General features: G+C 64.6%; 21 protein-coding genes. 14 read left to right on the top strand and 7 right to left on the bottom strand.

All coding sequences use genetic code 11. The annotated features are described in order from the left end of the window. Positions 1-27: 27 nt before the first annotated feature. On the bottom strand, positions 28-270 hold the full coding sequence (locus AC1Z32_RS35990; protein WP_483483631.1) for a GNAT family N-acetyltransferase: 243 nt from the start codon (positions 268-270) through the stop codon (positions 28-30). 43 nt (positions 271-313) lie between these two features. Here AC1Z32_RS35990 and AC1Z32_RS35985 point away from each other — a divergent pair, with 43 nt between their 5' ends. Beyond that, on the top strand, positions 314-634 hold the full coding sequence (locus AC1Z32_RS35985) for a DUF4148 domain-containing protein (RefSeq protein ID WP_483483630.1): 321 nt from the start codon (positions 314-316) through the stop codon (positions 632-634). Positions 635-660: 26 nt separating this feature from the next. On the opposite strand, the gene AC1Z32_RS35980 is transcribed toward AC1Z32_RS35985, so the two are convergent. Next, positions 661-1,542 carry a LysR family transcriptional regulator gene (locus AC1Z32_RS35980; RefSeq protein WP_483483629.1) on the bottom strand — a complete coding sequence of 294 codons (882 nt, stop codon included), beginning with the start codon at positions 1,540-1,542 and terminating at the stop codon, positions 661-663. Positions 1,543-1,644: 102 nt separating this feature from the next. On the opposite strand from AC1Z32_RS35980, the gene AC1Z32_RS35975 reads away from it, so the two are divergent. The 10 genes from AC1Z32_RS35975 (at position 1,645) to AC1Z32_RS35930 (ending at position 12,762) form a co-directional block, all read left to right on the top strand. Further along, on the top strand, positions 1,645-2,553 hold the full coding sequence (locus AC1Z32_RS35975; protein WP_483483628.1) for an HpcH/HpaI aldolase/citrate lyase family protein: 909 nt from the start codon (positions 1,645-1,647) through the stop codon (positions 2,551-2,553). A gap of 41 nt (positions 2,554-2,594) precedes the next feature. Continuing rightward, on the top strand, positions 2,595-3,800 hold the full coding sequence (locus AC1Z32_RS35970) for a CaiB/BaiF CoA transferase family protein (RefSeq protein WP_483483627.1): 1,206 nt from the start codon (positions 2,595-2,597) through the stop codon (positions 3,798-3,800). A gap of 78 nt (positions 3,801-3,878) precedes the next feature. Beyond that, complete coding sequence (locus AC1Z32_RS35965) at positions 3,879-5,225, top strand: 2-hydroxycarboxylate transporter family protein (protein WP_483483626.1); 1,347 nt, start codon at positions 3,879-3,881, stop codon at positions 5,223-5,225. Between the two features lie 140 nt (positions 5,226-5,365). Then, positions 5,366-6,400, top strand: a complete 1,035-nt coding sequence (locus tag AC1Z32_RS35960; protein ID WP_483483625.1) for an SGNH/GDSL hydrolase family protein — start codon at positions 5,366-5,368, stop codon at positions 6,398-6,400. A gap of 479 nt (positions 6,401-6,879) precedes the next feature. Continuing rightward, positions 6,880-8,238 carry a 2-hydroxycarboxylate transporter family protein gene (locus tag AC1Z32_RS35955; protein WP_483483624.1) on the top strand — a complete coding sequence of 453 codons (1,359 nt, stop codon included), beginning with the start codon at positions 6,880-6,882 and terminating at the stop codon, positions 8,236-8,238. Between the two features lie 6 nt (positions 8,239-8,244). Then, positions 8,245-10,131, top strand: coding sequence for a sensor histidine kinase (locus tag AC1Z32_RS35950; protein ID WP_483483623.1), 1,887 nt, complete (start codon positions 8,245-8,247; stop codon positions 10,129-10,131). After that, a complete protein-coding gene (locus AC1Z32_RS35945; RefSeq protein ID WP_483483622.1) occupies positions 10,100-11,482 on the top strand; it encodes a sigma-54-dependent transcriptional regulator in 1,383 nt (460 codons plus the stop codon). Before AC1Z32_RS35950 ends, AC1Z32_RS35945 begins: the two co-directional genes overlap by 32 nt. Beyond that, the gene (locus AC1Z32_RS35940; protein WP_483483621.1) at positions 11,466-11,600 is read left to right on the top strand and encodes a hypothetical protein; all 135 of its coding nucleotides are present in this window, start codon (positions 11,466-11,468) and stop codon (positions 11,598-11,600) included. Before AC1Z32_RS35945 ends, AC1Z32_RS35940 begins: the two co-directional genes overlap by 17 nt. 104 nt (positions 11,601-11,704) lie before the next feature. Beyond that, positions 11,705-12,190, top strand: a complete 486-nt coding sequence (locus AC1Z32_RS35935) for a molybdopterin-dependent oxidoreductase (protein WP_483483620.1) — start codon at positions 11,705-11,707, stop codon at positions 12,188-12,190. A gap of 2 nt (positions 12,191-12,192) precedes the next feature. Beyond that, the gene (locus AC1Z32_RS35930; RefSeq protein WP_483483619.1) at positions 12,193-12,762 is read left to right on the top strand and encodes a nitrogen fixation protein NifQ; all 570 of its coding nucleotides are present in this window, start codon (positions 12,193-12,195) and stop codon (positions 12,760-12,762) included. Between the two features lie 131 nt (positions 12,763-12,893). Here AC1Z32_RS35930 and AC1Z32_RS35925 read toward each other — a convergent pair whose 3' ends face one another. Then, positions 12,894-14,057: a porin gene (locus AC1Z32_RS35925; protein ID WP_483483618.1), complete on the bottom strand. Its 1,164-nt coding sequence runs from the start codon at positions 14,055-14,057 to the stop codon at positions 12,894-12,896. Positions 14,058-14,403: 346 nt separating this feature from the next. After that, complete coding sequence (locus tag AC1Z32_RS35920) at positions 14,404-14,967, bottom strand: septal ring lytic transglycosylase RlpA family protein (protein WP_483483617.1); 564 nt, start codon at positions 14,965-14,967, stop codon at positions 14,404-14,406. A gap of 162 nt (positions 14,968-15,129) precedes the next feature. On the opposite strand from AC1Z32_RS35920, the gene AC1Z32_RS35915 reads away from it, so the two are divergent. Both AC1Z32_RS35915 and AC1Z32_RS35910 read left to right on the top strand, forming a co-directional pair. Beyond that, on the top strand, positions 15,130-15,723 hold the full coding sequence (locus AC1Z32_RS35915) for a BPSL1445 family SYLF domain-containing lipoprotein (RefSeq protein WP_483483616.1): 594 nt from the start codon (positions 15,130-15,132) through the stop codon (positions 15,721-15,723). A 376-nt stretch (positions 15,724-16,099) separates the two neighbouring features. Continuing rightward, positions 16,100-19,231, top strand: coding sequence for an acetoacetate--CoA ligase (locus tag AC1Z32_RS35910; RefSeq protein WP_483483615.1), 3,132 nt, complete (start codon positions 16,100-16,102; stop codon positions 19,229-19,231). Positions 19,232-19,297: 66 nt separating this feature from the next. On the opposite strand, the gene murJ is transcribed toward AC1Z32_RS35910, so the two are convergent. After that, positions 19,298-20,677 carry a murein biosynthesis integral membrane protein MurJ gene (gene murJ, locus AC1Z32_RS35905; protein ID WP_483483614.1) on the bottom strand — a complete coding sequence of 460 codons (1,380 nt, stop codon included), beginning with the start codon at positions 20,675-20,677 and terminating at the stop codon, positions 19,298-19,300. Positions 20,678-21,182: 505 nt separating this feature from the next. On the opposite strand from murJ, the gene AC1Z32_RS35900 reads away from it, so the two are divergent. Then, positions 21,183-22,235 (top strand): glycosyl hydrolase family 28-related protein, encoded by a 1,053-nt coding sequence (locus tag AC1Z32_RS35900; protein WP_483483613.1) that lies wholly within the window; start codon positions 21,183-21,185, stop codon positions 22,233-22,235. A 15-nt stretch (positions 22,236-22,250) separates the two neighbouring features. On the opposite strand, the gene AC1Z32_RS35895 is transcribed toward AC1Z32_RS35900, so the two are convergent. Next, complete coding sequence (locus tag AC1Z32_RS35895; protein ID WP_483483612.1) at positions 22,251-22,772, bottom strand: N-acetyltransferase family protein; 522 nt, start codon at positions 22,770-22,772, stop codon at positions 22,251-22,253. A gap of 12 nt (positions 22,773-22,784) precedes the next feature. Then, positions 22,785-23,564 carry an alpha/beta hydrolase gene (locus AC1Z32_RS35890; RefSeq protein WP_483483611.1) on the bottom strand — a complete coding sequence of 260 codons (780 nt, stop codon included), beginning with the start codon at positions 23,562-23,564 and terminating at the stop codon, positions 22,785-22,787. Positions 23,565-23,704 lie beyond the last annotated feature (140 nt).

Below are 23,704 nucleotides of genomic sequence, written 5' to 3'. Positions count from 1 at the left end.
GATTGCCGATCCTTTAGCCCACCCGCTTCATTTGCATCCCAGGTGCTTCACGAGCACGAGTTCCGGATCATCCGCATCGACGTTGTCGATCCGGCCGCTCTCGACAAAACCCATGCGATGCAGAAAGTGACGCATCGCAGTGTTCGAGGCGTTGGTCGACGTGAATAGCTTCTCGCCCTTGCAGACCCGCTCGATCGCCGCGAGAATTTCGGTCGCGATGTGTCGGCGCCGTGGCCGGTTGCGCCGCGCGGCGGCGCCACGGGCATGCAAGAATGTCGATCATCGAAGCGGTGTCCGGAAGGAGGCTTTTGACATGAAGAACTCGCCGAAGATCTGGCCGATGATCTGGCCGATGATCTGCGCGTCGGCCTTCTCCCTTGCCGGCTGCATCGCTGGCGGCACGCCGCAGGGCACGACACATCTGAGCGCTACGCAATGTCGCGATCTCACCGCGCTCAGGAACAACGCGCCGCTCACGCACGAGCGCAATCTCAGTGAGCTCGCGGCGCTCAGGGCCGCAGGTTACGATCCATCGAAGTTTTTCGATCCGTACTACCCGGAAGATCTGCAGGCGGCGCAGCGTCAGGTCGATCGCTGGTATCAGGCGGAATGCCAGCAGACTCGGACGGAGTAAGGCGCATCGCCGACTTTTCCCGAGCCTCATCGCTCCTCCTGCGCCAACACCCGCTCCGCGCACTGCAAAAGCCCGTTTATCAAACGTCCGCGCGGCGAAGCACGCTGCCACAACAAGCCAAAGCGGCGCGGCTCCGTCTTCATCGCGAGCGCCAGCCTCACGACGTCGAGTCCCGCCGTCAAGGGCGAGACGATATCGGGCACGAGCGAGACACCGAGCCCGCGGTCGACCATCATCGCGATCGCCATCAGCGAGTTCAACTCGAACAACTCGTGCGGAACGATCTTCGCCGCCCGCAGATATTGATCCGCCTGCTTGCCGCCGCCAAGCGAGCGGTCGTATCGAATGAAGGGCTCGCGGCGCAGCAGCTCATGCGGGTCACGGCTCGCCTGCTTCGAATGCGCCAGTACGACGATCGGCTCCTCGCGCAGCAAATGCCAGTCGTACGCCTTTGGCAGCGTGAACGGCGGATGCAGGCAGATAGCCACATCGATATCGCCGCGCTGTAGCGTGTCATACAGCTCCATTGACGTTCCCGCCCGGATCAGCACCTTGGCCTGCGGAAAGTCGGCCGCAAAACGGGCGAGCACGTCGGGCAGGAGGCTCAGGAGCGCCGTCGTGATCGTGCCGATTCTCAACTCGCCCGCCGCCTCGCCTTCGAGCGCGGCCGCCTTCAGGTCCGAAAAGCCGCGCACGAGCGCGCGCGCCCGCTCGATCACCCGATGCCCGGCTTCGGTCGGCATTACGGTACGTCCGGCTCGCACGAACAGCGAGACGCCCAATTCCCGCTCGAGCGCCTGAATCTGCTGCGCGATCGCGGCAGGCGTCACGCCCACGCGGCGGGCGGCCTCGGCCATCGAACCACTGTCGACCACGGCCAGCAGGTTGGCGAGAAAATCGGTGTCCATGAAGATAGCTCAGCTATGTTTTGAAGATAGGCACAAATAGTTTATCTAAATTCATGGCAGTCTTAGACTCGTTTCCAGCATTCACGACGAACGACTGGAGATATGAGAAGCAAACTCTTCGTGCCGGCATCGCGACCGGAACTCTTCGCGAAAGCGCTCGCGAGCGCGGCCGATGCGCTGTCCTTCGACCTGGAGGATTCGGTCGCGGCCAACCGCAAGTGCGACGCGCGCGAGGCGCTACACGCACTGCTGCGGTCGAACGACATCGCGGCTCACGCGAAAACCCTGATCGTCCGCGTGAACGCGCTGGATACGCCGCATTTCGAGGCCGATATCGATGCGGTCGTTCAGTCCGGACTCGCTCTCATCAACCTGCCGAAGCCCGAATGCGTCGACGCCGTCCGTGCCGCCGTACGCGCCATCGAGCGGGCGGAACGCGCCAACGGCGTGACCCGGCCCGTGAAGCTTCTGCTCAACATCGAATCGCCCAGGGCGTTCCATCGCGCGGCTGAGCTGGCCGGTGCGCATCCGCGCGTCGCGGGGCTGCAACTGGGCCTCGGCGACCTGTTCGAGCCGCTCGGCATGGCTCGCCGCGAGACGGCGGCGATCGCGCAGGCGATGTTCGGTCTGCGCATCGCGGCGGCCCAGGCTGGCGTGTTCGCCTATGACTCGGCGTTCGCCGACATCGAGGACCAGGCCGGCTTTCGCGCCGAAGCGCAACTTGCCCGGTCGATGGGCTTTCTCGGCAAGAGCTGCATCCACCCGAGCCAGATTGCGCTGGCGAACGAGGTCTTTCGTCCATCGGACGACGAGATCGAGCACGCGGTGCGTGTCGTCGAAGCGTCGCGCGAAGCGGAAAGCAACAGCGTCGGCGCCTACGTGGTGGACGGCAGGATGATCGATCCGCCCTTCGTCGAACGCGCGCGCGTGCTCGTGCGCGATGCGCTCAGGCTCGGCCTGCTCACGCGGCAACAACGCGCGACGCTCGCCGGCGCGAACGTCCCGATCTGACGCGCGCAGCAACGCCGAATCACCGATACGGAGAGACTCTCATGCAGGCATCGCCACATCCATCACGCGCCGGGAGCGCGGGCCCGCTCGCAGGCCTGCGCGTGCTCGACCTGAGCGCCTATATCGCCGGTCCCTACGGTTGCACGCTGCTCGCGGACCAGGGCGCTGAGGTCATCAAGATCGAGCCGCCATCGGGCGACAACCTCCGCACATATCCGTCCACCCTGGAAGCCGAGAGCCGCGCCTTTCTCGGTGTGAATCGCGGCAAGCGCGGACTCGTGCTCGACCTGAAACAGCCGGAAGGGCTCGACGTGCTGCTGCGGCTCGTCGAATCGGCGGATGTGCTCGTCCACAACTTCCGGCCGAGCGTCCCGGGGCGGCTCGGCATCGCATACGAGCAACTGCGCGAGGTCAATCCGCGCCTCATCTATTGCGCGGTGACGGGCTATGGCGACGCAGGGCCGGACAAGGACAAGGCGGGCTACGATCAGGTGCTGCAGACCATGACCGGCATGTGCGCGCTGCAAGGCAAGCCCGAAGGCCCGCCCGAGATTCTCTACGGATCGGTGGTCGATTACTACGCGGCCGCGCTCGTCGCGGCGGGCGTGTCATCGGCGCTCTTCGAACGCGAGCGCAGCGGCGCCGGACAATATGTCGGCGTGTCGCTCCTGCGCAGCGCGCTCACGATGCAATCGGCGCGCATGATCTGGGCCGAGGGCGAACCGAAGGAAATCGGACGGGACATGCGTTCGGGCGGCATCACCGGCATCCATCCGACGCGCGAAGGCTACCTGTACATCTCCGCCAACACACCGCACTTCTGGACCTCGCTGTGCGAGAAGACCGGGCTCGAAGACCTCGCCCGCGACGCGCGATACGACACGGTCCGCAAGCGCGCGCAGCATCGCGACGAGATCGTTCCGCAGCTGCATCGCGCGCTGCAGGCGCGCACGGCGCTCGACTGGGAAGCACTCTTCGGTGACGCGGTGCCCTGCGCGGCGGCGCGCAGCATCGAAGACATGTTCGACGATCCGCAGGTCGCCGCCGAAGACATGGTGACGAGCTTCGAGTATCCGGGCGTCGGCCGCTATCGCGGCTTCAAGCATCCGATTCGCTTCGGCGCGACACCGGGACGCGATCCCGCGGCGGCGCCCGCATTGGGACAGCATTCCGACGCGGTGTTGCGCGACTTCGGCTGGACCGAAGCGGAAATCGAATCGCTGCGCGCGAGGCGCGCGGTGCTCTGAGGACACGCGCGATGCTGTTCGCGTTGCCATTCCTCGCGTAAGGACCGCACGCACAACGATATGAATGGAGACAGAAAGATGGAATCGACGACGACGCAACGCGCCACACCCCCCATGCGGACATATCGGAAGCCGCTGACGGAGCGCTGGTGGGCCGTGTTCGACATGCGCATCGGCGCGCTGCCCGTGCCGGTGTATCTGCTGCTCGTGGCCGTGCTCGCCGCGATGATGTTCCAGGGCAAGATCGCATCCGATCTGCCCACGGGCATTGCGCTGGTCGCGGTGGGCGGCTTCACGTGCGCGGAACTGGCGAGGCGCATTCCATGGATTCGCCATATCGGCGCGACGTCGATTTTCGCGGCGTTCATTCCCTCCATGCTGGTCTACTACAAGGTGATGCCGCCGACGCTCGTCAAGGCGGTCACCGACTTCACGAAGAGCTCGAATTTTCTCTATCTCTTCATCGCCGCGATCATCGTCGGCAGCGTGTTGAGCATGGATCGCCGCACGCTGATCAAGGGCTTCGTGCGCATCTTCATTCCGGTCGCGAGCGGCTCGGTGGTGGCCGCGCTCGTGGGAACGGGCGTTGGCGTCGCGCTCGGCATGGACGCGAGGCACGCACTCTTCTTCGTCGTCGTGCCGATCATGGCGGGCGGCGTCGGCGAAGGCGCGCTGCCGCTCTCAGCAGGCTATGCGCAGATTCTCGGCGTGGCGCAAGGGCCGCTCTTCGCGCAGGTGCTTTCTGCCGTCATGCTCGGCAACATCGCGGCGATCTGCTGCGCGGGCCTGCTGAGCTATATCGGCACGCGCAGGCCGAAGCTCACGGGCAACGGCCGGCTGACCGTCGCCGAAACAGCCGGCGGCCCCGCCGAGCGCGCGGCGCCTTCGTTCGAATTCGACGTGAGCTCGATTGCGGCGGCCGGCGCGACGGCCATCGCGCTGTACCTTCTCGGCGTGCTCAGTCATCAGTTGTTCGGCTGGCCCGCGCCGGTCGTGATGCTCCTGCTCGTGGTCGCGGCGCAGTTGTTCCAGGTGGTGTCGCCGCGCGTGCGGGGCGGCGCGCGCTTCATGTACAGCTTCTTCTCGACCGCTGTCACGTATCCGCTGATGTTCGCGATCAGCGTCGCGATGACGCCGTGGGGCGAGATCGTCACCGCGTTTCACTGGATCAACATCGTGACCGCCGTGTCGACGGTGCTCGCGCTGACTTTGACCGGCTTCTTCGTCGGGCGGCTCGTGGGCATGTATCCGGTCGAAGCGGCCATCGTCAACGCGACGCACAGCGGCCTCGGCGGCACCGGCGACGTCGCGATCCTGACCGCCGCCAACCGGATGGAGCTGATGCCGTTCGCGCAGATCGCGACGCGCATCGGCGGAGCCGTCACCGTGATGACCGCACTCGCGGTCTTCGCCTGCCTGCGCTAGGCAGGCGCGCGGGTTGCACACAAACATACGGCGCATCTTTCTTGCTTGCCACATGGAAGAGGTCGCGACTTCACCCTCGCCTGGCAACTCACCGTTTCCAGGCATGAAGCCGTCCTGGCAAGCGATGGAACGGAGGAGCCATGCGCCACATCAAAATCACATCTGGCATCCGCCGCGCAATTTCTGCCTCGCTGATTGCACTGCTTACCGCGTGCGGCGGCGGCAGCGACTCGGGCGGAAACCCAGGCGGAAGCAGTGCGTCCACGCCGGCGGGCGGCGTCCACCTGCAGGTCGTGTCGTTCGGGGATAGCCTGTCGGATGTCGGGACCTATGCGCCGATCGCAAGCGCGGTGGGCGGCGGGCGCTTCACGACAAATCCCGGCCAGGTATGGACGCAGGACGTCGCGCAGTATTACGGCGACACGCTCACGGCGGCTTACACCATCGACCTCGGGCACGAGTTGAAGCCGCAGAGCGGATTGGGCTACGCGCAAGGCGGTTCCACCGTCGCCACGCCGGCCAATCAGGCGCAATTTCTGACCGACGTGATCGGCGACGTCGAGATGCCCGTCAACGTGCAGATTTCGAGCTATCTATCCGCCCACGGCAGTTTCAATTCGGGCCAGCTGGTGCTCGTCTGGGCCGGTTCGAACGACGTGCGGCGTGCTGGCAGCCCGCCCGCCGCCAACGCGACGGTGCAGAATGCGGCCACCACGCTCGCGCAACTCGTCGGCCAGATCGTGCAGCACGGGGCCACGCATGTCGTGGTGGTCAACGCGCCGAATATCGGACTCGCGCCCGATGGCATCAAGTCGTCCGATGGCGGCGCGAACTTCACGCAACTATCGCAACTCTTCAATGCGACCCTGACTTCCGCGTTGCAGGCCAACGGTGTGCAGGGCAAGGTCATCGTGATCGACGCCTACACGTGGACGACGCAGACCATCGGGAACTTTCGGGCCAACGGGTTCACCGTGTCCAACACGGCACAGGCCTGCGACTCGCGAAAGACGCCGCGCGACACGGCCCTGCTCTGCTCGCCGTCCACCTACGTGTCCTCGAACGCCGACCAGACCTACATGTTCGCCGACGACCTGCATCCGACAACCCGCATGCACGCGCTTTTCGCGCAATACGTGGAGCAGCAGATCGCGGCGAGCGGGCTCGGTCGCTGATCTTTGCTTTTGCGTCGCGCCGATCGCTCGACAGGCCGAAAGCTCGGCCATCTGAATCGACGAATTCTGAGATTTCAGAACGGCGCGGATCGGCCTCGTGACCCCGCAAGATAATTCCACACAAAATCATAGACTTACCTCCGTTGCACCAAACGTCTCACTTGGCATGGGCCTTGCCTTGTCATTACGCATAGACCCGCCGCGAAAGCGCTTCGCGGTTCGAGGCCAGCCAGCCGGCACACAGCCGGCCACGTACGGAGACGACACCTTGACCCTGCCCTTGCCCGAGCGACCATCGGCGTTCCGATAGCCGGCACCCGCTTTCCCCGACCTGTTTTTCACCATCGCCATCGCGCGCCGTTTCAGGCGCCGCGCGAGAGGCTGTCGCCGCGAAACCGCCGACCAGGCCGATCGCGGACTCAACCACAACCAAAGGCCGGCCGCACACGCGCCGGCCCCGATAAAGTAAGGAGACATTCGTGCACATCACATCCCAAACCGCGCAGCATGACGATGCGCAGCAGGCATCGGCCCATAAGGAACGCTTCTGGCCCGAGGGCTGGTGGAAGCTGATGGAAACGCGCATCGGCATCATTCCGCTGCCGGTGTACGTGCTGCTGCTCGTGCTGATCAGCGGCTTCGCGGTGACGGGCAAGGTGCCGGGCGAAATCTCGATGGCGATAGCCGTGCTCGCCTTCTTCGGCTTCACGTGCGCGGAAATCGGCAAGCGCATGCCGCTCGTGCGCAACATCGGCGCGGCGGCGATCTTCGCGACGTTCATTCCGTCGGCGCTCACCTATTACCATCTGCTGCCGAAGCCGATCCTGCATCTCACGACGGAGTTCACGAAGCAGACGAACTTCCTGTATCTGTTCATCGCGTCGATCATCGTCGGCAGCATCCTGAGCATGGACCGGCGCGTGCTGATCCAGGGCTTCATCAAGATCTTCATCCCGCTCGCGCTCGGCTCGATCGCGGCGGCGATCGTCGGCACGCTGGTCGGCATGGCGTTCGGGCTCGGCGCGCGCCACACGCTGCTCTACATTGTCGTGCCGATCATGGCGGGCGGCGTGGGCGAAGGCGCGATTCCGCTGTCGATCGGCTATTCGGAGATCATGCATCTGCCGCAGGGCGAGCTCTTCGCGCAGGTGTTGCCGCCGGTGATGCTCGGCAGCCTCACGGCGATCGTGCTGTCGGGCGTGCTCGACATGGTGGGCCGCCGCTATCCGCATCTGACGGGCCAGGGCCGTCTGCAAGTCGGCGAGCAGGACGAGATGGACCCGGTGCAGGAAGAGATTCGCGGGCATATCGACGTGACGCACATCGCGGCGGCGGGCATCACGGCGATCACGCTGTATCTGCTCGGCCTGATGTGCCGGAACATCTTCGGTCTTCCGGCGCCGGTCGCGATGCTGTTTCTCGCGGTGCTGGTGAAGCTTGCGCGCGCGGTGTCGCCGCAGCTTCAGGAAGGCGCGTTCGTCGTGTACAAGTTCTTCTCGACGGCGGTGACGTATCCGCTCCTGTTCGCGATCGGCGTGGCGATGACGCCGTGGGACAAGCTGATGGCCGCGTTCACGGTGGCGAACATCGTGACGATCGTGGTGACGGTGGCCACCCTGATGGGCACGGGCTTCGTGGTGGGTCGCCTGATGAAGATGTACCCTATCGACACCGCGATCGTGAACGCCTGCCACAGCGGCCAGGGCGGCACGGGCGACGTGGCGATCCTGACCGCCGCGAACCGCATGACGCTGATGCCGTTCGCGCAGATCGCGACGCGCATCGGCGGTGCGATCGTGGTCACGCTGACCCTGCTGGTGCTGGCGCACTTCGGATGACAAACAATGACGATGCTGGGCGTCCCGCTGTGGGCGGTGTTGGCAAGCGTGGCGCTCTATGTCGCCGCGGCGGCGGCCGCGGTAGAAGTGGCGTGGCATCGCGGGCTGGACGCACTGACCGAAGCGGGCGCGCACCGGCTCGATCTGTACGCCGCGAGCCTCAGGAGCGAGCTGGGCCGCTACGAGATCCTTCCCGCGATCGCAGCGCGCCAGGACAGCATCAGGGCGCTGCTCGAAGCGCCGCCCGACGCGCGGCGCGCGCTCGTTCCCGGCGTCAACGGTTATCTGGAAGCGGTCAACAATGACGCGGGCAGCGTCGCCGTCGACGTCATCGATCTGAACGGCGACGTCATCGCGGCAAGCAACTGGAATCAGCCGGTGAGCTTCGTCGGCACGAACGTCGCGTACCGTCCTTACTTCGCGGATTCCATCTCGGGCGGCAGCGGCCGCTTCTTCGGCATCGGCACGAACACGGGCCAGCCGGGCCTGTACTTCGCGAGCGCGGTGCGCGGCGCGCAAAAGGTGCTCGGCGCGACGGCCGTCAAGATCAGCGTCGATCCGCTCGAATCGGCCTGGCGCGTGCCGAACGAAGCGGCCATGGTCGTCGACGGCAACGGCGTCGTCGTGATCTCGACCGTGCCCGCCTGGAAGTTCACCGCGCTCGCGCCCATCGCCGCGCAAAAGCAGCAGCAAATTCAGGCATCGCGTCAGTATGCGGGCCGCAAGGTCGAGAGCCTCGGCTACGCAAGGCTCGACGACTGGCGCAACGGCGCGTGGTTCGCGCGCCTGCCCGACTGGGCGCATCCCGGCCGCGAGCGGCGCTATCTCGTGATGTCGCGCAGCGCGCCGCAAGCGGGCGACGCGATCATGGTGGCCCTCGATCTTTCGGCGGCGCGGCGTCAGCAACAACTCGCGTTCGCGTTCGTGACGGGCGCGTTCCTGATCGCGGTCCTGTACGCGCTCTACGCCATGCAGAAACGCCGCGTGATCGCGGAGCGGCTCGCGGCGCAGGACGCGCTCCAGCGCGCGAACGAACGCCTCGAAGCGACCGTGCAGCAGCGCACGGCCGCGCTCGTGCTGGCCAACGAGCGCATGCAGCAGGAGATCGACGAGCGCGTGCTGACGGAGCAGAAGCTGCGCGATTCGCAACAGGAGCTCGTGCATGCCGGCAAGCTCGCCGTGCTCGGGCAGATGGCGGCTGGCCTCACGCACGAGATCAATCAGCCGCTCGTCGCCATCCGTACACTGTGCGACAACGCGCGCACGTTCTTCGAGCGCGACCAGCCCGCGCAGGCCATCGCCAATCTGGAGAGAGTCGGCAGGCTCGTCGACGGCATGGCGAATCTCACCGCCGAACTGAAGGCGTTCGCGCGGAAGCCCGACGCGCGCACGGTGCCCGTCGCGCTCGCGGACGCGGTTGCGCACGCGCGGCTCATCCACGAGGCGCGCATCCGCGACGAAGGCGTTCATGTCGATGTCGCCATCCCGCCGGACGCGATCGTGGAAGCCGAGCCGGGACGGCTGCAGCAGGTGATCGTCAACCTGCTCGGCAATTCGCTCGATGCGCTCGCCGGACGCGAAGAGCGCCGCATCCGCATCGGCGCGAGCCGCGGCGACGATCCGGCCCGCGTGCTTTTCTTCCTCGCCGATAACGGTCCCGGCATCGATCCGCAGGTGCTCGCGCATCTCTTCGAGCCGTTCGTGACGACCAAACCGCGCGGGCATGGACTCGGCCTCGGGCTCGCGATCACGTCGCGCATCGTCGAGGGCTTCGGCGCGCGGATATCGGCTGTCAATCCCGAAGGCGGGGGCGCACAATTCACGATCGAATTTGTAGCGGCAAACGGCGGGAGAACCGACAGTGAACAAGAAGTCGAACCAGCAGGCCAGTGACGATATCCGCGTGGTGATCGTCGAGGACGACGAGGACGTGCGCCTCGGCGTCGAGCAGGCCGTCGCGCTTGCGGGCTTCCCGGTGGAATCGCACGCATCGGCGGCAAGCGCGCTCGCCGCGGCCGTGCCCGGCGCGCCGGTGGTGTTCGTCTCGGACCTGCGCATGCCGGGCATGGACGGCATGCAACTGCTCGAACGCGTGCTCGCCATCGATGCGCAGATTCCCGTGGTCCTCATCAGCGGCCATGCCGACATATCGACGGCTGTCGGCGCGATGCGCGTGGGCGCCTACGATTTCATCGAGAAGCCGTTCTCGTCCGAGCATATCGCCGGACGCGTCGCGCGGGCGGTCGAGAAGCGCCGGCTCACGCTCGAAGTCGAAGGCCTGCGCGCCGCCCTGCACAACTGGCGCGGCATCGAGGCGCTCATTCTGGGCAAGTCGCCGGCCATCGCCGATGTGCGCAAGAAGATCCTGCGGCTCGCGGATACCTCGGTCTCCGTGCTCATCACGGGCGAGACCGGCACCGGCAAGGAGCTGATCGCGCGGGCGCTGCATGACCATGGCAGGCGGCGCGAGCATCACTTCGTCGCACTCAATTGCGGCGGCTTGCCCGAGCAGCTTTTCGAGAGCGAGCTTTTCGGGCACGAGGCGGGCGCGTTCACCGGGGCGACGAAGAACCGCATCGGCAAGATCGAGTGGGCGGACGGCGGCACGCTCTTTCTCGATGAAATCGAAACCATGCCGATCGCGTTGCAGATCAAGCTGCTGCGCGTGCTGCAGGAACGCCGCGTGGAGCGTCTCGGCTCCAACGAATCGGTCGCGGTGGATTGCCGGGTGGTCGCGGCATCGAAGGCCGACCTCGCATTGCTCTCCAATGAGGGACGTTTTCGCGCCGACCTGCTCTATCGGCTCAATGTCGCGTTGATCGACCTGCCGCCGCTGCGCGAGCGCCGTGAGGATGTGCCGCTGCTGTTCGAGCATTTCGTGCTCGCCGCGGCGCAGCGCTTCGGTACGGACGCGCCCACTATCACGGCCGCCCAGTTCTCGGAACTGACGGCGCATCAATGGCCGGGCAATGTGCGCGAGTTGCAGAACGTGGCGGATCGCTTCGTGCTGGGCCTCGCGGGCGATGAGCTGATCCCGTCCGGCGACCGGCCGCGCGGCGGCTCGCTGAACGAGCAGCTCGCGTATATCGAGCGCGTGCTGATCGAGGACATGATGCGGCGTCACAACGGCAACGTCAGCGCGGCGAGCGAGGCGCTGGGCATGCCGCGCAAGACGCTGTATCACAAGCTGCGGCAGTTCAAGATTCCAGGCCCGGATGCGCAGGCGGATGAAAACGACAATTGACTCTCCGGCGAGCGCCGTGAAGGCGTCGAGCGTGACCATTGCGCTCGACTCAGCCGGCTGGCTGAACCGGCTCGTTCAAGTCTCCGGACCGGCGCGTGTCATGTCGGACCAGACATGACCTCCATATTGCCGAGGCTCGTGGTCACGAGCCATGGTTCCGTTATATCCTCGCGTATAGTTCGGATCGAGTGATTCGATCGCACAGTTACCGCGAGGCTGCAAATGGATGAGTCCCCGGCGAATGTTTTGACTGAACCGCTTCTAATCATTGGCGGACAGGTGGAGCGACCGCTGCGCCTCGACATCGCAGCATTGCGCGATTTCGAAAGCGTCTCGCTGCCACCGTTCGACCTCGTCTGCTTTACGACCGGCAGGTTCATCCGGCAGGTGGGCAGTTATCGCGGCGTGCCGCTGCGCGTGCTGCTCGACGCAGCGGGCGTGCGTCGGCCAGGGAGCACAGATTTCAAGCGAACAGTGTTTTGTGCGCTCGGCCACGACGGCTACGCGGTCGTGTTCTCCTGGCACGAGCTATTCAATACGCCGGTCGGCGATCATGCCCTCGTCGTCTATGCCTGCGCCGGCCAGCCGCTGGATGTCGAGGGCGGCTTGCCTGTTCTCGTTTCGGGCGCGGACAGGGTGCGCGCGCCCCGACATGTGAAGCGCCTCACGCGCGTCGACGCGGTCGTGCTCGGGTCGCCGAAGGATTGAATATGGTCACGGTGTCGCCATGCGAGCGGATCGTGCAGCAGCTTCTGGCCGATGCATGCGATGCCGGCAATGCGGACACGGTTGCGTTCGCGCGTCTGATTGGCGCCCGGCTTCATGCACATGAGTTGCGTCTGCTGGGGCTGGGGAGCGCCGAGCTGGCCGCGCTTCTTGCGCGCCACTTTCCTCGCTTCGAGACGGATATCGAGCTTCCGGTTGCCGTCATATCGTCGCCGCATCGGCAATTCATAAGCGAACTGCGCGACTTGCTGCTATCCCACGATGTAACCGCCGCCGCGTCATCCGACGATGCGCAGTGTCTGGCCACGATCGTCGCGACGGCGTGCCAGCGTCCCGATCATCTCTGGCGTGATCTGGGACTGAGCGGCCGCGACGATGTCAGCGCGATCCTTGCACGTCACTACCCTCGTCTGGTCGCGCGCAACGTGAACACGCTGCGCTGGAAGAAATTCCTCGCGCAGGAAGTCGCGCTCGCGCACGGCAGGCCCGTCACCTTTGCGCCCGGCTGCCCGGGCTGCGAGGATTTTGCTCACTGCTACCCTGACAAGGCCTGATCCGATGGCCGCCGCCCAGGCTTCGTGCAGGTTTTGCGGCACGGATGCCACGAGCCTTTGCGAGCGACATTCGATGCGGGCCGCGCTCCACGCAGACACATCGCGGCCCCCCGCACTCGGCGGCTCTCCGATCAGAACTTGTGACGCAAGCCGACGCGCGTCACGAGCTGCGTATTCGCTCCCGCATTGCCGATGAACGAAGACGCCGAGCCGATCTCCGCCTGCACCGGCACGCCGCGGTTGCTGCCCGACGCCTTTTGATAAGCGCCGGTCAGATAGACATCGGTACGCTTCGAGAGCGCATAGTCGAACACGCCGTTGATCTGATGCCACCTGCCGTCGAAGTTGCCGCTGAGGTCCGAGAACGTGTACCCCACGCCCGCGCTCAATGCCGGCGTGAACGCATACTTGCCGCCGATTTCATAGTTGTTCAGCGTCGACGTTCCGGCGGTGATCTGATGGAACATCGTGTGCGTCCAGTTCGCCCAGATCGTCGCGGCGGTGATCATGTAACGCGCGCCGACGCCGAAGGTTTCCAGATCGTGCAGGCCGAGCGTGTTCACATTCGCGATGCTCACGCTGAACGGCGGCGTCGCGGCATTCGGATAGCGGATCTTGGTGTACGCCGCGCCAATGCCGACCGGTCCTTGCGCGTAGTTCAAACCGAAGCTGTACGCGCTCGACGAGCCTTGCACCGCCGTCGCGCCGGTTCCCGTCGTGGGCGAGCCTGCGAAGTTCGTCGAGTTCGAGAAGCCATACATCGCACCGAACGTGACGCCGTAGAAATTGGCGCTGCTGAACTTGACCGCATTGTTGATGCGGCTGGAGGTGAGTTGATCCAGATCGTTGATGTGATACGCATAGTTGCCGGCGGGCGTCTGGCTGCCCATCGTGTAGCTGCCGCCGAGGTAATCGGTCGAGAACGAGTATTGACGACCGAAGGTCAGCGAGCCGTATTCGTTCTTCGAGAGGCCCACATACGCCTGACGGCCGAACAACGCGCCGCCCTGGCCGAGCGTGCCGTCTCCGCTGTTGAAGCCGTTCTCCAGCACGAAGATCGCCTTGAGACCGCCGCCCAGGTCTTCCGTGCCGCGCAGGCCCCAGCGGCTGCCTTGCGCGACGCCGTCGGCGTACTTCACGACGCTGTCGTGGCCGGTCGACGTCGCGACCTTGTTCGCATACGTGATACCGGCATCGATGATGCCGTACAACGTGACGCTGCTCTGCGCGTGCGCCGCGTTGCTGAACATGGCGAACGTACCGAATGCGGCCGCCGCTACGATGTGCTTCTTCATTCTTCTATTTCCTTGGAGTAGGCCGCGCAATGCGGTTGCCGTTCGACATGGCAGGCTCGATAGGCGTACTGACGGACGTACCTCGCTTTTCAAAAAGCGAGCGCAACCGTCTCGTCTGCGCCGCGGCGGTGCGAGGGTCGAGTGGTTCGTGATGTGCAGAGCTTCTCGTCAAAGGAAGCGGGAAGACGTCCGGTTCCTGTCAAAACAGACGCGTAGCATTGGCTCGACGTCTCATTCGACGACTTTCGCTGTAGCGGATGGAATATAACGCTTCGTCAGGTTTCGGTAAATGTCCGCAGTGTGATTTGTAGTCTTTCTTCCACAAGCGAAGCGTGACGAGGATTGGTCAGCGTGCGCCCGCGCCGAGCTTCACCGTGCCGTCAGGCTGCGGAACTTCGATGGGCTTGACCTCGACCGGCGCCGTGCCGTCCTTCTTCATGCCGAGCTTGTCGGCCGTTTTGGGCGATACATCGACGATTCGATCGCCGGCGTAAGGACCGCGATCCCTGATCTGGACCACATCGCTGCTGCCGTTCTCCAGATTCGTCACGCGGGCCTTGGTGCCGAGCGGAAGTGTCTTGCTCGCGGCCGCGTTGGACTGCGGATTCATGCGCGTGCCGTCGGCCATCTTCTTCTTGTAGAACTTCCGGCCATAGTACGAGGCCTTGCCCTTGCGCGCCTTCCCGGACAGGTCGAGGCCGCCTTCATGCGCGGACTTCGCTTTCGCGTGGCGGTGGTCGCCCGGCGGGGTCGTCTTGTGCGCCGGATAGGCCGTGCTCACGCAGCACGACAACATCACATAGACGAGTACCCGAAGTGGCCTCATTCGGCTGTGTCGAGAAAGGCTTTTCAACACTTCGACGATCGACGCAAGCAATCCGGTCTCGGTCAGACGATGATCATTCTTCATTCTCCGTCCTCTTCATGCCGATGGCGATGACACATGTCCCCACTGCTTACACGTAGCAGAGACCGGTCCGCTTCCGTCTGCTCAATAGAGACGTCGCGACAGACACACCGGATGACAACTTGTATAGTGCGAGAGCCTATCAACCGTTGATCTGGGAAGCGTATGAGCCAGAAGAACAAAAGGCGTCTCGTGCTGGCCGGCGGCATTGCAATGGCCGCGCTATGCATCGGCGCGTGCACGACCACCGGTCCCTCGTCCGGTGAGACCGCGGCGGGCACAGCGGACCGCGACCGCGCCATCGACGCAGCCGTGGATGCTACGCTGCAGCGGCTCTATGTCTCCGTGAACGGATCGCGCGAGCTCGTCGGCAAGGCAAGAGGCGTTCTCGTCTTTCCGCGCGTGATCGCGGCGGGCTTCTGGCTGGGCGCGCAATACGGCGAGGGCGCGCTGCGTGTCGATGGACGGACCGACGGGTACTACAGCACGGCAGGCGGTTCATTCGGCTTGCAGATCGGCGCTCAGTCCAAAGCACTCGTGTACGTGTTCCTGACCGACGACGCGCTCGCGCAATTCAGGCAACGTGACGGCTGGGCGGTCGGCACGGACGCGACAGTCGCCGTGCTGAAGCTCGGCGCAAACGGTCAACTGGATACGACAACGGCCACCAACCCAGTAGAGGTTTTTGTTTTGACGAACGCCGGTCTCATGGCCGGCGTTTCGCTCGAAGGCACGAAGGTGACGCGGCTGAGTCCGTGATTTTGCGCGGGGTTTCTCGCAGACTGCCCGCATCAGCGAAATGCAACGGAGCCGATCTGCAGCTTCGTTGCTTCGGCCTGCTTGATGTCATCCAGAAAGACCACGCGTGCGCGATCGCGCTGTCGATTCGCGACTTCCCAGCGACATGATGTCTCGCCCACTCCGTGCCCACACCCAGCCGGCTACATTTGTTCTAAACCGCACATTACATCGCGATATGGCTGGATACGCTTGATCGTCGATAACATCGTCCGCCCGGAAACGGACTTCATCGCAAAGAGAGCGCCCCAAGCGCCAGACCTGAAGCAACAAACCAAAAAGTAAAGAGCAAGCCGGCAGAAACCGGCATTGCCGTAACCGCTGAGGGAGACCATTAATGGATCGTTCGGAACCGCCCAACGAGGCGAAGTCGCGCCTGCCTGTTTTCGACCCGTCACCGGCACGCGCGACGCAGTCACAGATGACCGCGTTCACCGCGACACTGCAAGCACGCACGGGTCAGCCATTCGGGCATTACGGCGCGCTGCACGACTTCTCGGTCCGGGAATATCGGACCTTCTGGCAACACTTCATGCAGTGGGCGCAAGGACTGAAATGGTCCGGCAGTGCCGAGCCGGTCTGCGTCGGCGACACATGCGAGCAGGCGAGCTTCTTCCCAGACGTGACGCTGAACTATGCAGAGAACCTGCTCGGGTTCACCGTGGCCGCCGCCGATGCCCCCGCGCTCATCGCCTGTCACGCCGACGGGCGCCGCGTGCGCCTCACGCGCGGCGAGCTGCGTGAGCGCGTGGCGCGCCTCGCCGATGCGCTCACGCACCTGGGCCTGGGCCCGGGCGACCGCGTCGCGGCCGTCATGCGCAACGACGCCGATGCGATCGTCACCGCGCTCGCCGTGACCGCAACCGGCGCCACGCTCTCCACCGCCGCGCCCGAGATGGGCATCGAGACGCTGCTCGATCGCTTCACGCAGATCGCGCCGCGCTTTCTCTTCGCGCATACAGCGGCCAGGCCGTTCGACACCGGCACGCCGCTCGCGGAAAAGATCGCGCTGCTCGCCGAAGCCTTGCCATCGCTTGCGGGCATCGTCAGTCTCGATGGCGATCCCTCGGCCGTGCGCGCCGCGCCGCCCGTCAATTCGCTCGACGCGCTCGTCGCGGCTGGCGATCCGGACCGCGTGGAATGGAAGCGTTTCGGCTTCAATCATCCGCTCTTCGTGATGTTTTCGTCGGGCACGACCGGCAAGCCCAAGTGCATCTTGCATGGCGCGGGCGGCAGCCTGATCGAGCATCTGAAGGAGCATCGGCTGCACTGCGGCCTGCAGCCGGGCGATCGCATGTACTTCCACACCAGTTGCGCGTGGATGATGTGGAACTGGCAGTTGTCGGCGCTCGCGTCGGGCGTCGAGATCGTGACCTACGACGGCCCGATCGCATCGGTCGATACCTTGTGGCGGCTCGTCGCCGAAGAGCGCGTCAACGTGTTCGGCACGAGCCCCGCCTACCTGAAGATGTGCGAGGAAGCGGGTCTCGTGCCCTCGCGCGAGTTCGATCTCGGCGCGCTGCGCTCGATGATGTCGACCGGCGCGATCCTCTTCGATGCGCAGTTCGAGTGGATCCGCGACAATGTGAAGCCGCTGCAAGTGCAATCGATTTCCGGCGGCACCGATATCCTCGGCTGCTTCGTGCTCGGCAATCCGAACCTTCCCGTGTACGCGGGCGAGGCGCAGTGCAAGAGCCTCGGGCTCGACGTTCAGGCGTGGCGCGACGGCGCGCGCACACAAGGCATCGGGGAACTGGTGTGCGTGAATCCGTTTCCATCGCGCCCGCTCGGGTTTCTGAACGACGCCGATGGCACGCGCTTTCACAACGCCTATTTCAGCGCGAATCCCGGCGTATGGACGCATGGCGACCAGATCGAATTTCCGCCGGAAGGCACGGCGCGCCTGCATGGCCGCAGCGACGGCGTGCTCGTCGTGCGCGGCATCAACGTCGGGCCGGGCGAGATCTACCGCGTGCTGAACGATTTCCCCGAGATTCGCGACGGCATCGTCGTGCAGCAGCGCATGCGCGAGAACGCCGGCGCCGACGCGCCTGCTCACATCGTCGGCGAGCGGCTCGTGCTGCTCGTCACGCTGAAGCCGGACGCGCGGCTCGGCGGCGCGTTGATCGCGCGGATACGCCGCGAGCTCGTGCGCCGCACCTCCGCCGCGCATGTGCCGGACGTCATCGCGGCTGTCGACGATCTGCCGGCCACGCATAGCGGCAAGCTCTCGGAAGCCGCGGTGCGCAATGCCGTCAACGGGCTCGACGTGACCAACACCGCAGCGCTGCGCAATCCCGCCTCGCTCGACCCGATCCGCAGTCACCCTGCCCTTCAGCATCGTTCCGGCGATGTGCCGCAGACCTATGCGACGCGTGAGGATCTCGAGCGCCTGCTGCAGATGAAATGGGAGCAGCTTTTCGCATTCAGCCCTATCAGCCGCGACGACAATTTCTTCGAGCTGGGCGGGCATTCGCTGCTGGCCGCGCGCCTTCTCGCGGAACTTCAGCCGATTGCCGGACGCACCATCCCGCTCGCGACGATGCTGCGTGCGCCGACCATCGCGCAACTCGCCGACGTGATCGACAACGGCGCGCTGCCGCAGACATCGGAAGTGCTCGTGCCGATGCGCGAAGGCGAAGGCACGCCGCTCTTTCTCGTGCACAGCGTGACGGGATCGGTGCTGGAGTGCACGCGTCTCATCGGGACCATGCGCAAGGCGCGCCCGGTCTACGGCCTGCAGGCGCTCGGGCTCGATGGCGAAACGCCGCCGCAACGGCGCGTCGAGGAGATGGCGAAGACCTACGTCGAGCAGATCCGCAAAGTCCAGCCGAGCGGGCCGTATGCGCTCGCCGGGTTCTCGTTCGGAGGACTCGTTGCGCTGGAGATCGCGCAGCAGCTCTTCGGCGCGGGCGAGCAGACGGAGTTCGTGTGCCTGCTCGACACTTATGTGCAGGAGCGCTGGCTGCCGTGGTTCGCGTGGCTCGAATTCCGGCGCGATTACGTGGCCCGGCTATGGAAGACGTTCTCGGAGATGTCGCCGCGCGAGCGGGCGGCCTTCGCGGCTGGCAAGGTTCACGCCGCCATGAACAAGCTGGCGATGCGCCTCGGCCGCGTGCCGAAGGTGCAAGCCGCGCCGACGGCCGACCCCATGCCGCCCGTGCTGCGCCGGCTGCGCGACACGTTCCGCACCGCGATGAACAACTATCGGCCGAAGCCGTACGACGGCGGGCGGATCGTCTATGTGCGCGCCGCCTCGCGCGAGGATGACCGGGGCGATCCGCTGCCGCTCTGGCGGAAGATCGCACGGCGCGGGCTGACTGTGGCGGAGGTGCCGGGCAACCACGCGGGTGTGATCGAAGAGCCAGGCGTGTACGCCGCCGCCGCCGCGCTCGATGGCGACTACGGCGTCGCCGATGTGTCCGAAGGGCAGCGTCACGGGCACAGCGTCATCGTCGGGCGGGCATAAAGCTATCGGCAGGAACGTCAGCCGCTCGCGATTCGGGGCGGCTGACGCTAAAGGCTAGCGGACGACTCAGCGGCTGCCCTCACCTTGCTTGCCGGCGCCGGTGTAAGCAGGCGCGAATCGGGCCCAGAAGAGATAGCACGCGAGCACGCTGGCCGCACCCACGCCTGTGCCGAGCGGCACGCCCAGCGGACCGTAAAAGCGAACCAGAACCGCATTGGCCGCCAGCTTGGTCGCGAAGCCGATCACCGATATCACCGTGATGGCCTTGTAGCGCGCCTCGCCCGCGAACAACTGGATGAGCACGCACATCCCGAAGGAAAACGGTATCTGCGAGAGGCCGAAGCGAAACAGGTGCGTGACCGCCATCGTGTCTTCGCTCGTGAAGGCGCCCTTCTGAAACAGCAGCGCGATCGCGTACGGCGCGAGAACATACGCGATGCTCGCGCCGATCGTGCCCACGGTCAGCATCACGAACGACCATTTCAGCGCCGTGCCGCGCGCGCGCTCATGATCGCCGCGATAGAGGATCTCCGAGAGAATCGGCAGGGTCGCGCGGCTGATGGCGATCGCGCCCATGCTGACGAGCAGCGAGAGCAGCCGGTTTGCATAGCCGAGCGTCGCGATGGCGCCTTCGCCCATTTGCGCCATGAAATACTGGTCGACGGGAAGCCATAGATTCGCCACCACCGAGCCGATCATGAGCATGCCGAGCGAACGCATCGTGCCCGGCCACTGCGGCGCGCGCAGCGACAGGCGTGGACGGGCGGGCAGCGTATCCGCCCTTCTCGCGAGTATCCGGAGCCACGCCGCCTGAATCGCGATGCCGATCGTCGTGCCGAGTATGAGCGGCATGATCGACACGCTGTCCCGCGCGCTCAGCACGAACACCAGCAGTCCGATGGCCGGCACGCACTCCAGCAGCGTGTTGATATGCTTTTCCGATGCCTGCAGCCGGGCCGCCGAAATGCAGATCGTGAAGGCCAGCACGCCGACGGGCGCCATGCCGACGATCATCTGCCGGCACATCTCGCGGGTCGACTCGGCGAGACTTCCCGAGAACAAGCGCACCATGTGAGGCCAGAAGAAATAAAGCACGAGCGAGAATACGATGCCGATGGCAAGCCCGGCTCCCTCTAGCTCGCCGAGGAACTGGTTCTGCTGTGCCTTGTCCTTTCTGAGCGCCACGAGCGCGGGCACCAGCAGCACGCTCAACTCGTTCGTGATCGTCGCCGGGAGCCAGGTGATGAGTGTGAGCGCAAGCTGATAGGCGTCGACGGTGCCGCTGATTCCATAGCGATACGCGATCGCCATTTCCTTCGATGCGCCGATGAGCTTTCCGGCAAGAACGAATACCAGCAGGACGAGCGCGCTCCTCGCGATGCGCTTGTGATCCTGATGAACGCCCAGCAGGCGTTTTCTCATCGATTGCATTGTTGCGGTCAGCACGATCTCTCCGGCATGGGTGTCTTGCGTTCCGCGAATACGGCATCGGCGATGAATTGCACCGTCGACGCTCTTTCGCGCCTGGAGCGAGAGTGCATCAAACGGGATAAGGCGAATGTTCGCCACGCCACCCGATATAGCCGATGCCGCAATCGGCGATTTTCTCGAGCGGGAGGTGAGTCAACGCACCGATCATGAAGATGCGGCAAGTAATATGCGACACACGAACCACCGTCGCGCATATTCAAGCGAATCCCTTACTCTTCCTTTTCACGAAACTGCCGTCAGGATCATTCAACGACGGACTCATCCATATCAAAGGCACTCAGCGTTGCCAGGGTCTTGTCAAGCGCCAGGCGCACAGATTCACGGATGCGATTCAGGGTAGTAATTCGGTACGCTCCGAGTCGAAATTCGTTTTCCGGATGAGACGAATCGAATATGCATCCGTGTGGGCTTTTCGTAATTGGCGATCACTGACTGAAACCCGGATGTGCAGGGAATGTAAATGAAAAAATCGATCGTGATTGGCGGCTTGCTGATCGGCGTGTCCGTGCTTATCGTCAATACACCGGGCGTGAAGGAACACTTCGATGCGGCGTATGCCGCGTGGGAAGACGGCCGTCTCCGGGATCATCTCTCTCCGAGCCATTTCGTGCGCTGGTGGCACCAGGTCGGAAACGGAAGCGCGAGCGGTGGCGGCCATCGCGCCGGCCTCGACAGTTCGCCGGTCCCGGCATCGGCCAATTGCCCGGAGACCTCCTTCACGCCGCCCAAGCTGGTCAATCCGCGCAGCCCGAAGGAATTCGGCGCCGCGGGCAATGGCACCGCCGACGACACCAAGGCCTTTCAGGCCGCGGTCGATGCCGGGGACGTACTCGTGCCCGCGGGGACCTATCTGCTCAATCACACGGTCGTGATCACCGCCAGTCACCGCCATATCCAGTGCGAACCCGGTGTGACGCTCAGAAAGACGATCCGCAAGGACGGCAACATGTTCAACTTCGAGGGCCCGCTGACCGGGAACAGTCTGGTCGGCTGCAACTTCGTGGGCGCCAACCCGACGCGCATCCGCGAATGGGAACGTCCCGGCCATTACGATATTCCGGTGCAGACGAATGGCGCCGTGGACGACTTCATCCTCGCGGGCAACAGCTTCCGCGATTTCTTCGGCCAGTCGATGTTCCAGACCGAGGGACAGGGCGGCGGAACCGGCGATGTCCTCGTCTTCAACTCGTTCGCCAACTGTCCGCTCTATGGCATCGCGCTGGTGGGCTCGGTGAACGGGCGCATCGCCTATAACCTCGCGGATAACTGCCGCATGGGCCCCGAGAACAACGACGCCACTCAGGACTCCGGCGGCAATGTCCTCGAATGCAACCGCATGATCAACGGCGGCAACATCACCGGCGGATCGAATGGCGAGGGCGGCGTCGACTATAGCGGCAATATCGTCCGCCATAACATCCTCGACGGCGGTTATATGCAGATCAGCCCGCCGGAGCGCGGGAAAGCGGCGCGGTATATCGGCAATACCTGCAACGACTGCGCGACCGAATAGAAGCGCGGCACACGTTTATACGCCGGCATCGAACGGGGCTAGCCGCAAGCACATGCACAGTTCGTCGTCCGGCGTGTCGTCCGCGAAGATCGAGCTGCATTCGCGCCCGAACTCCTCGAAGCCGAGCGACCGGTACAGCCGAATCGCGATAACGTTGCTTGCCGCCACCATCAGATTCACCTGCGTCACGCCCTGCATGTCCTTCGCGAAGCCAATGGCTTCCGTGATCAGCCTCCTGCTTACGCCTGCTCGCCGCTTGCCCGGCACGACATACACGCCCCAAAGATGAACCTTGTGCCGATGTCCCGGAAAAACGTCACGGCGCATGCCCGCGACGCCAATGAGCCCCTCTTCCTTGAACGCCCCGAAGACCGCCTGCTTTTCCGTGAGCATCAACCATCTGGCCACGTCATCGCGCGGACGATTCTTTTCTTCCTGATAGCTCGACGCGAACAATGCGGGCAACTGCTCCAGCGCCGCTAGTCGAAGCGACTGAAATGATCGGGCGTCGTCAGGGGTCAATGCGCGCACGAGCATGGCAATGGGCGTTCAATGCGCGGCGATGAAAGCGGTGACGTCCGCCAGAACCGGCGACGCAGCGCGCTGCGCCGCTGAAAACGAATTGAGGATCGTATCGTGACCATAACCCCGATACTGTTTTAACTCCACGGCGTCGTGATGCGCGCGCAACGCGTCGGCGAAACGCACGCTGTTACGCGGATCGACATCCGTGTCCGCCGTGCCGGCGGCGAGCAGCATCGGTGGCTCGCCGCCCGAGATCAAATCGATGGGCAGCGCCCGCTGGCGCAACGCCTGCGGAAAGATTTCGTTCATGTGGGGGTCGTTCGTCGGAATGGCTGCGTATGGACCCGCGAGTCCGATCATCCCCGCAAGCGATGCATTCGACATGCCCTGCGCGGCGAGATAGCGCGGATCGGTCGCGAGCATCGCCGCGATGTGCGCGCCGGAGGAATGCCCCATCACGAAGATGTGTCCGGGATCACCGCCGAATTCGCGCGCGTGATCGCGTGTCCAGCGCACGGCGGCTGCTGCGTCTTCGAGAAAGCCCGGAAACACGGCTTCCGGATAGATGCGGTAATCCGGCGCGACAGTCACGATACCTCGCGCGGCGAGCGCTTGCGCGACGCCGCGCGAATCCGTGCGGTGACCGCTTTGCCAGCCACCGCCGTAGAAATACACGACGACAGGGCGATTCGTGCGGGTGCACGGCTCAGCCGCATAGACGTCGAGCAACTGGCGGCGCGACTTGCCGTACGCCACGCCATCGGCTCGTTCATCGCGATGCTCACACGCGGGAGTAGTGAACACGCCCGCCGCTCCCGCCGCCCCGGCCGCGCATGCCGCCAGTGTCAGGGAAATGAATCTTCTTCTCGCCAGAACCTGCATATTGCTATCGACTCGCGATTGTTATCGAAACACCGCCGCGTGCCCGGCTTCGTATCGCCGAA

The sequence above is a fragment of the Caballeronia sp. 11_S32 genome (assembly GCF_056930355.1).
The sequence above is the reverse complement of the archived record's forward strand: the minus strand, read 5'-3'. Positions and strand labels throughout refer to the sequence as shown.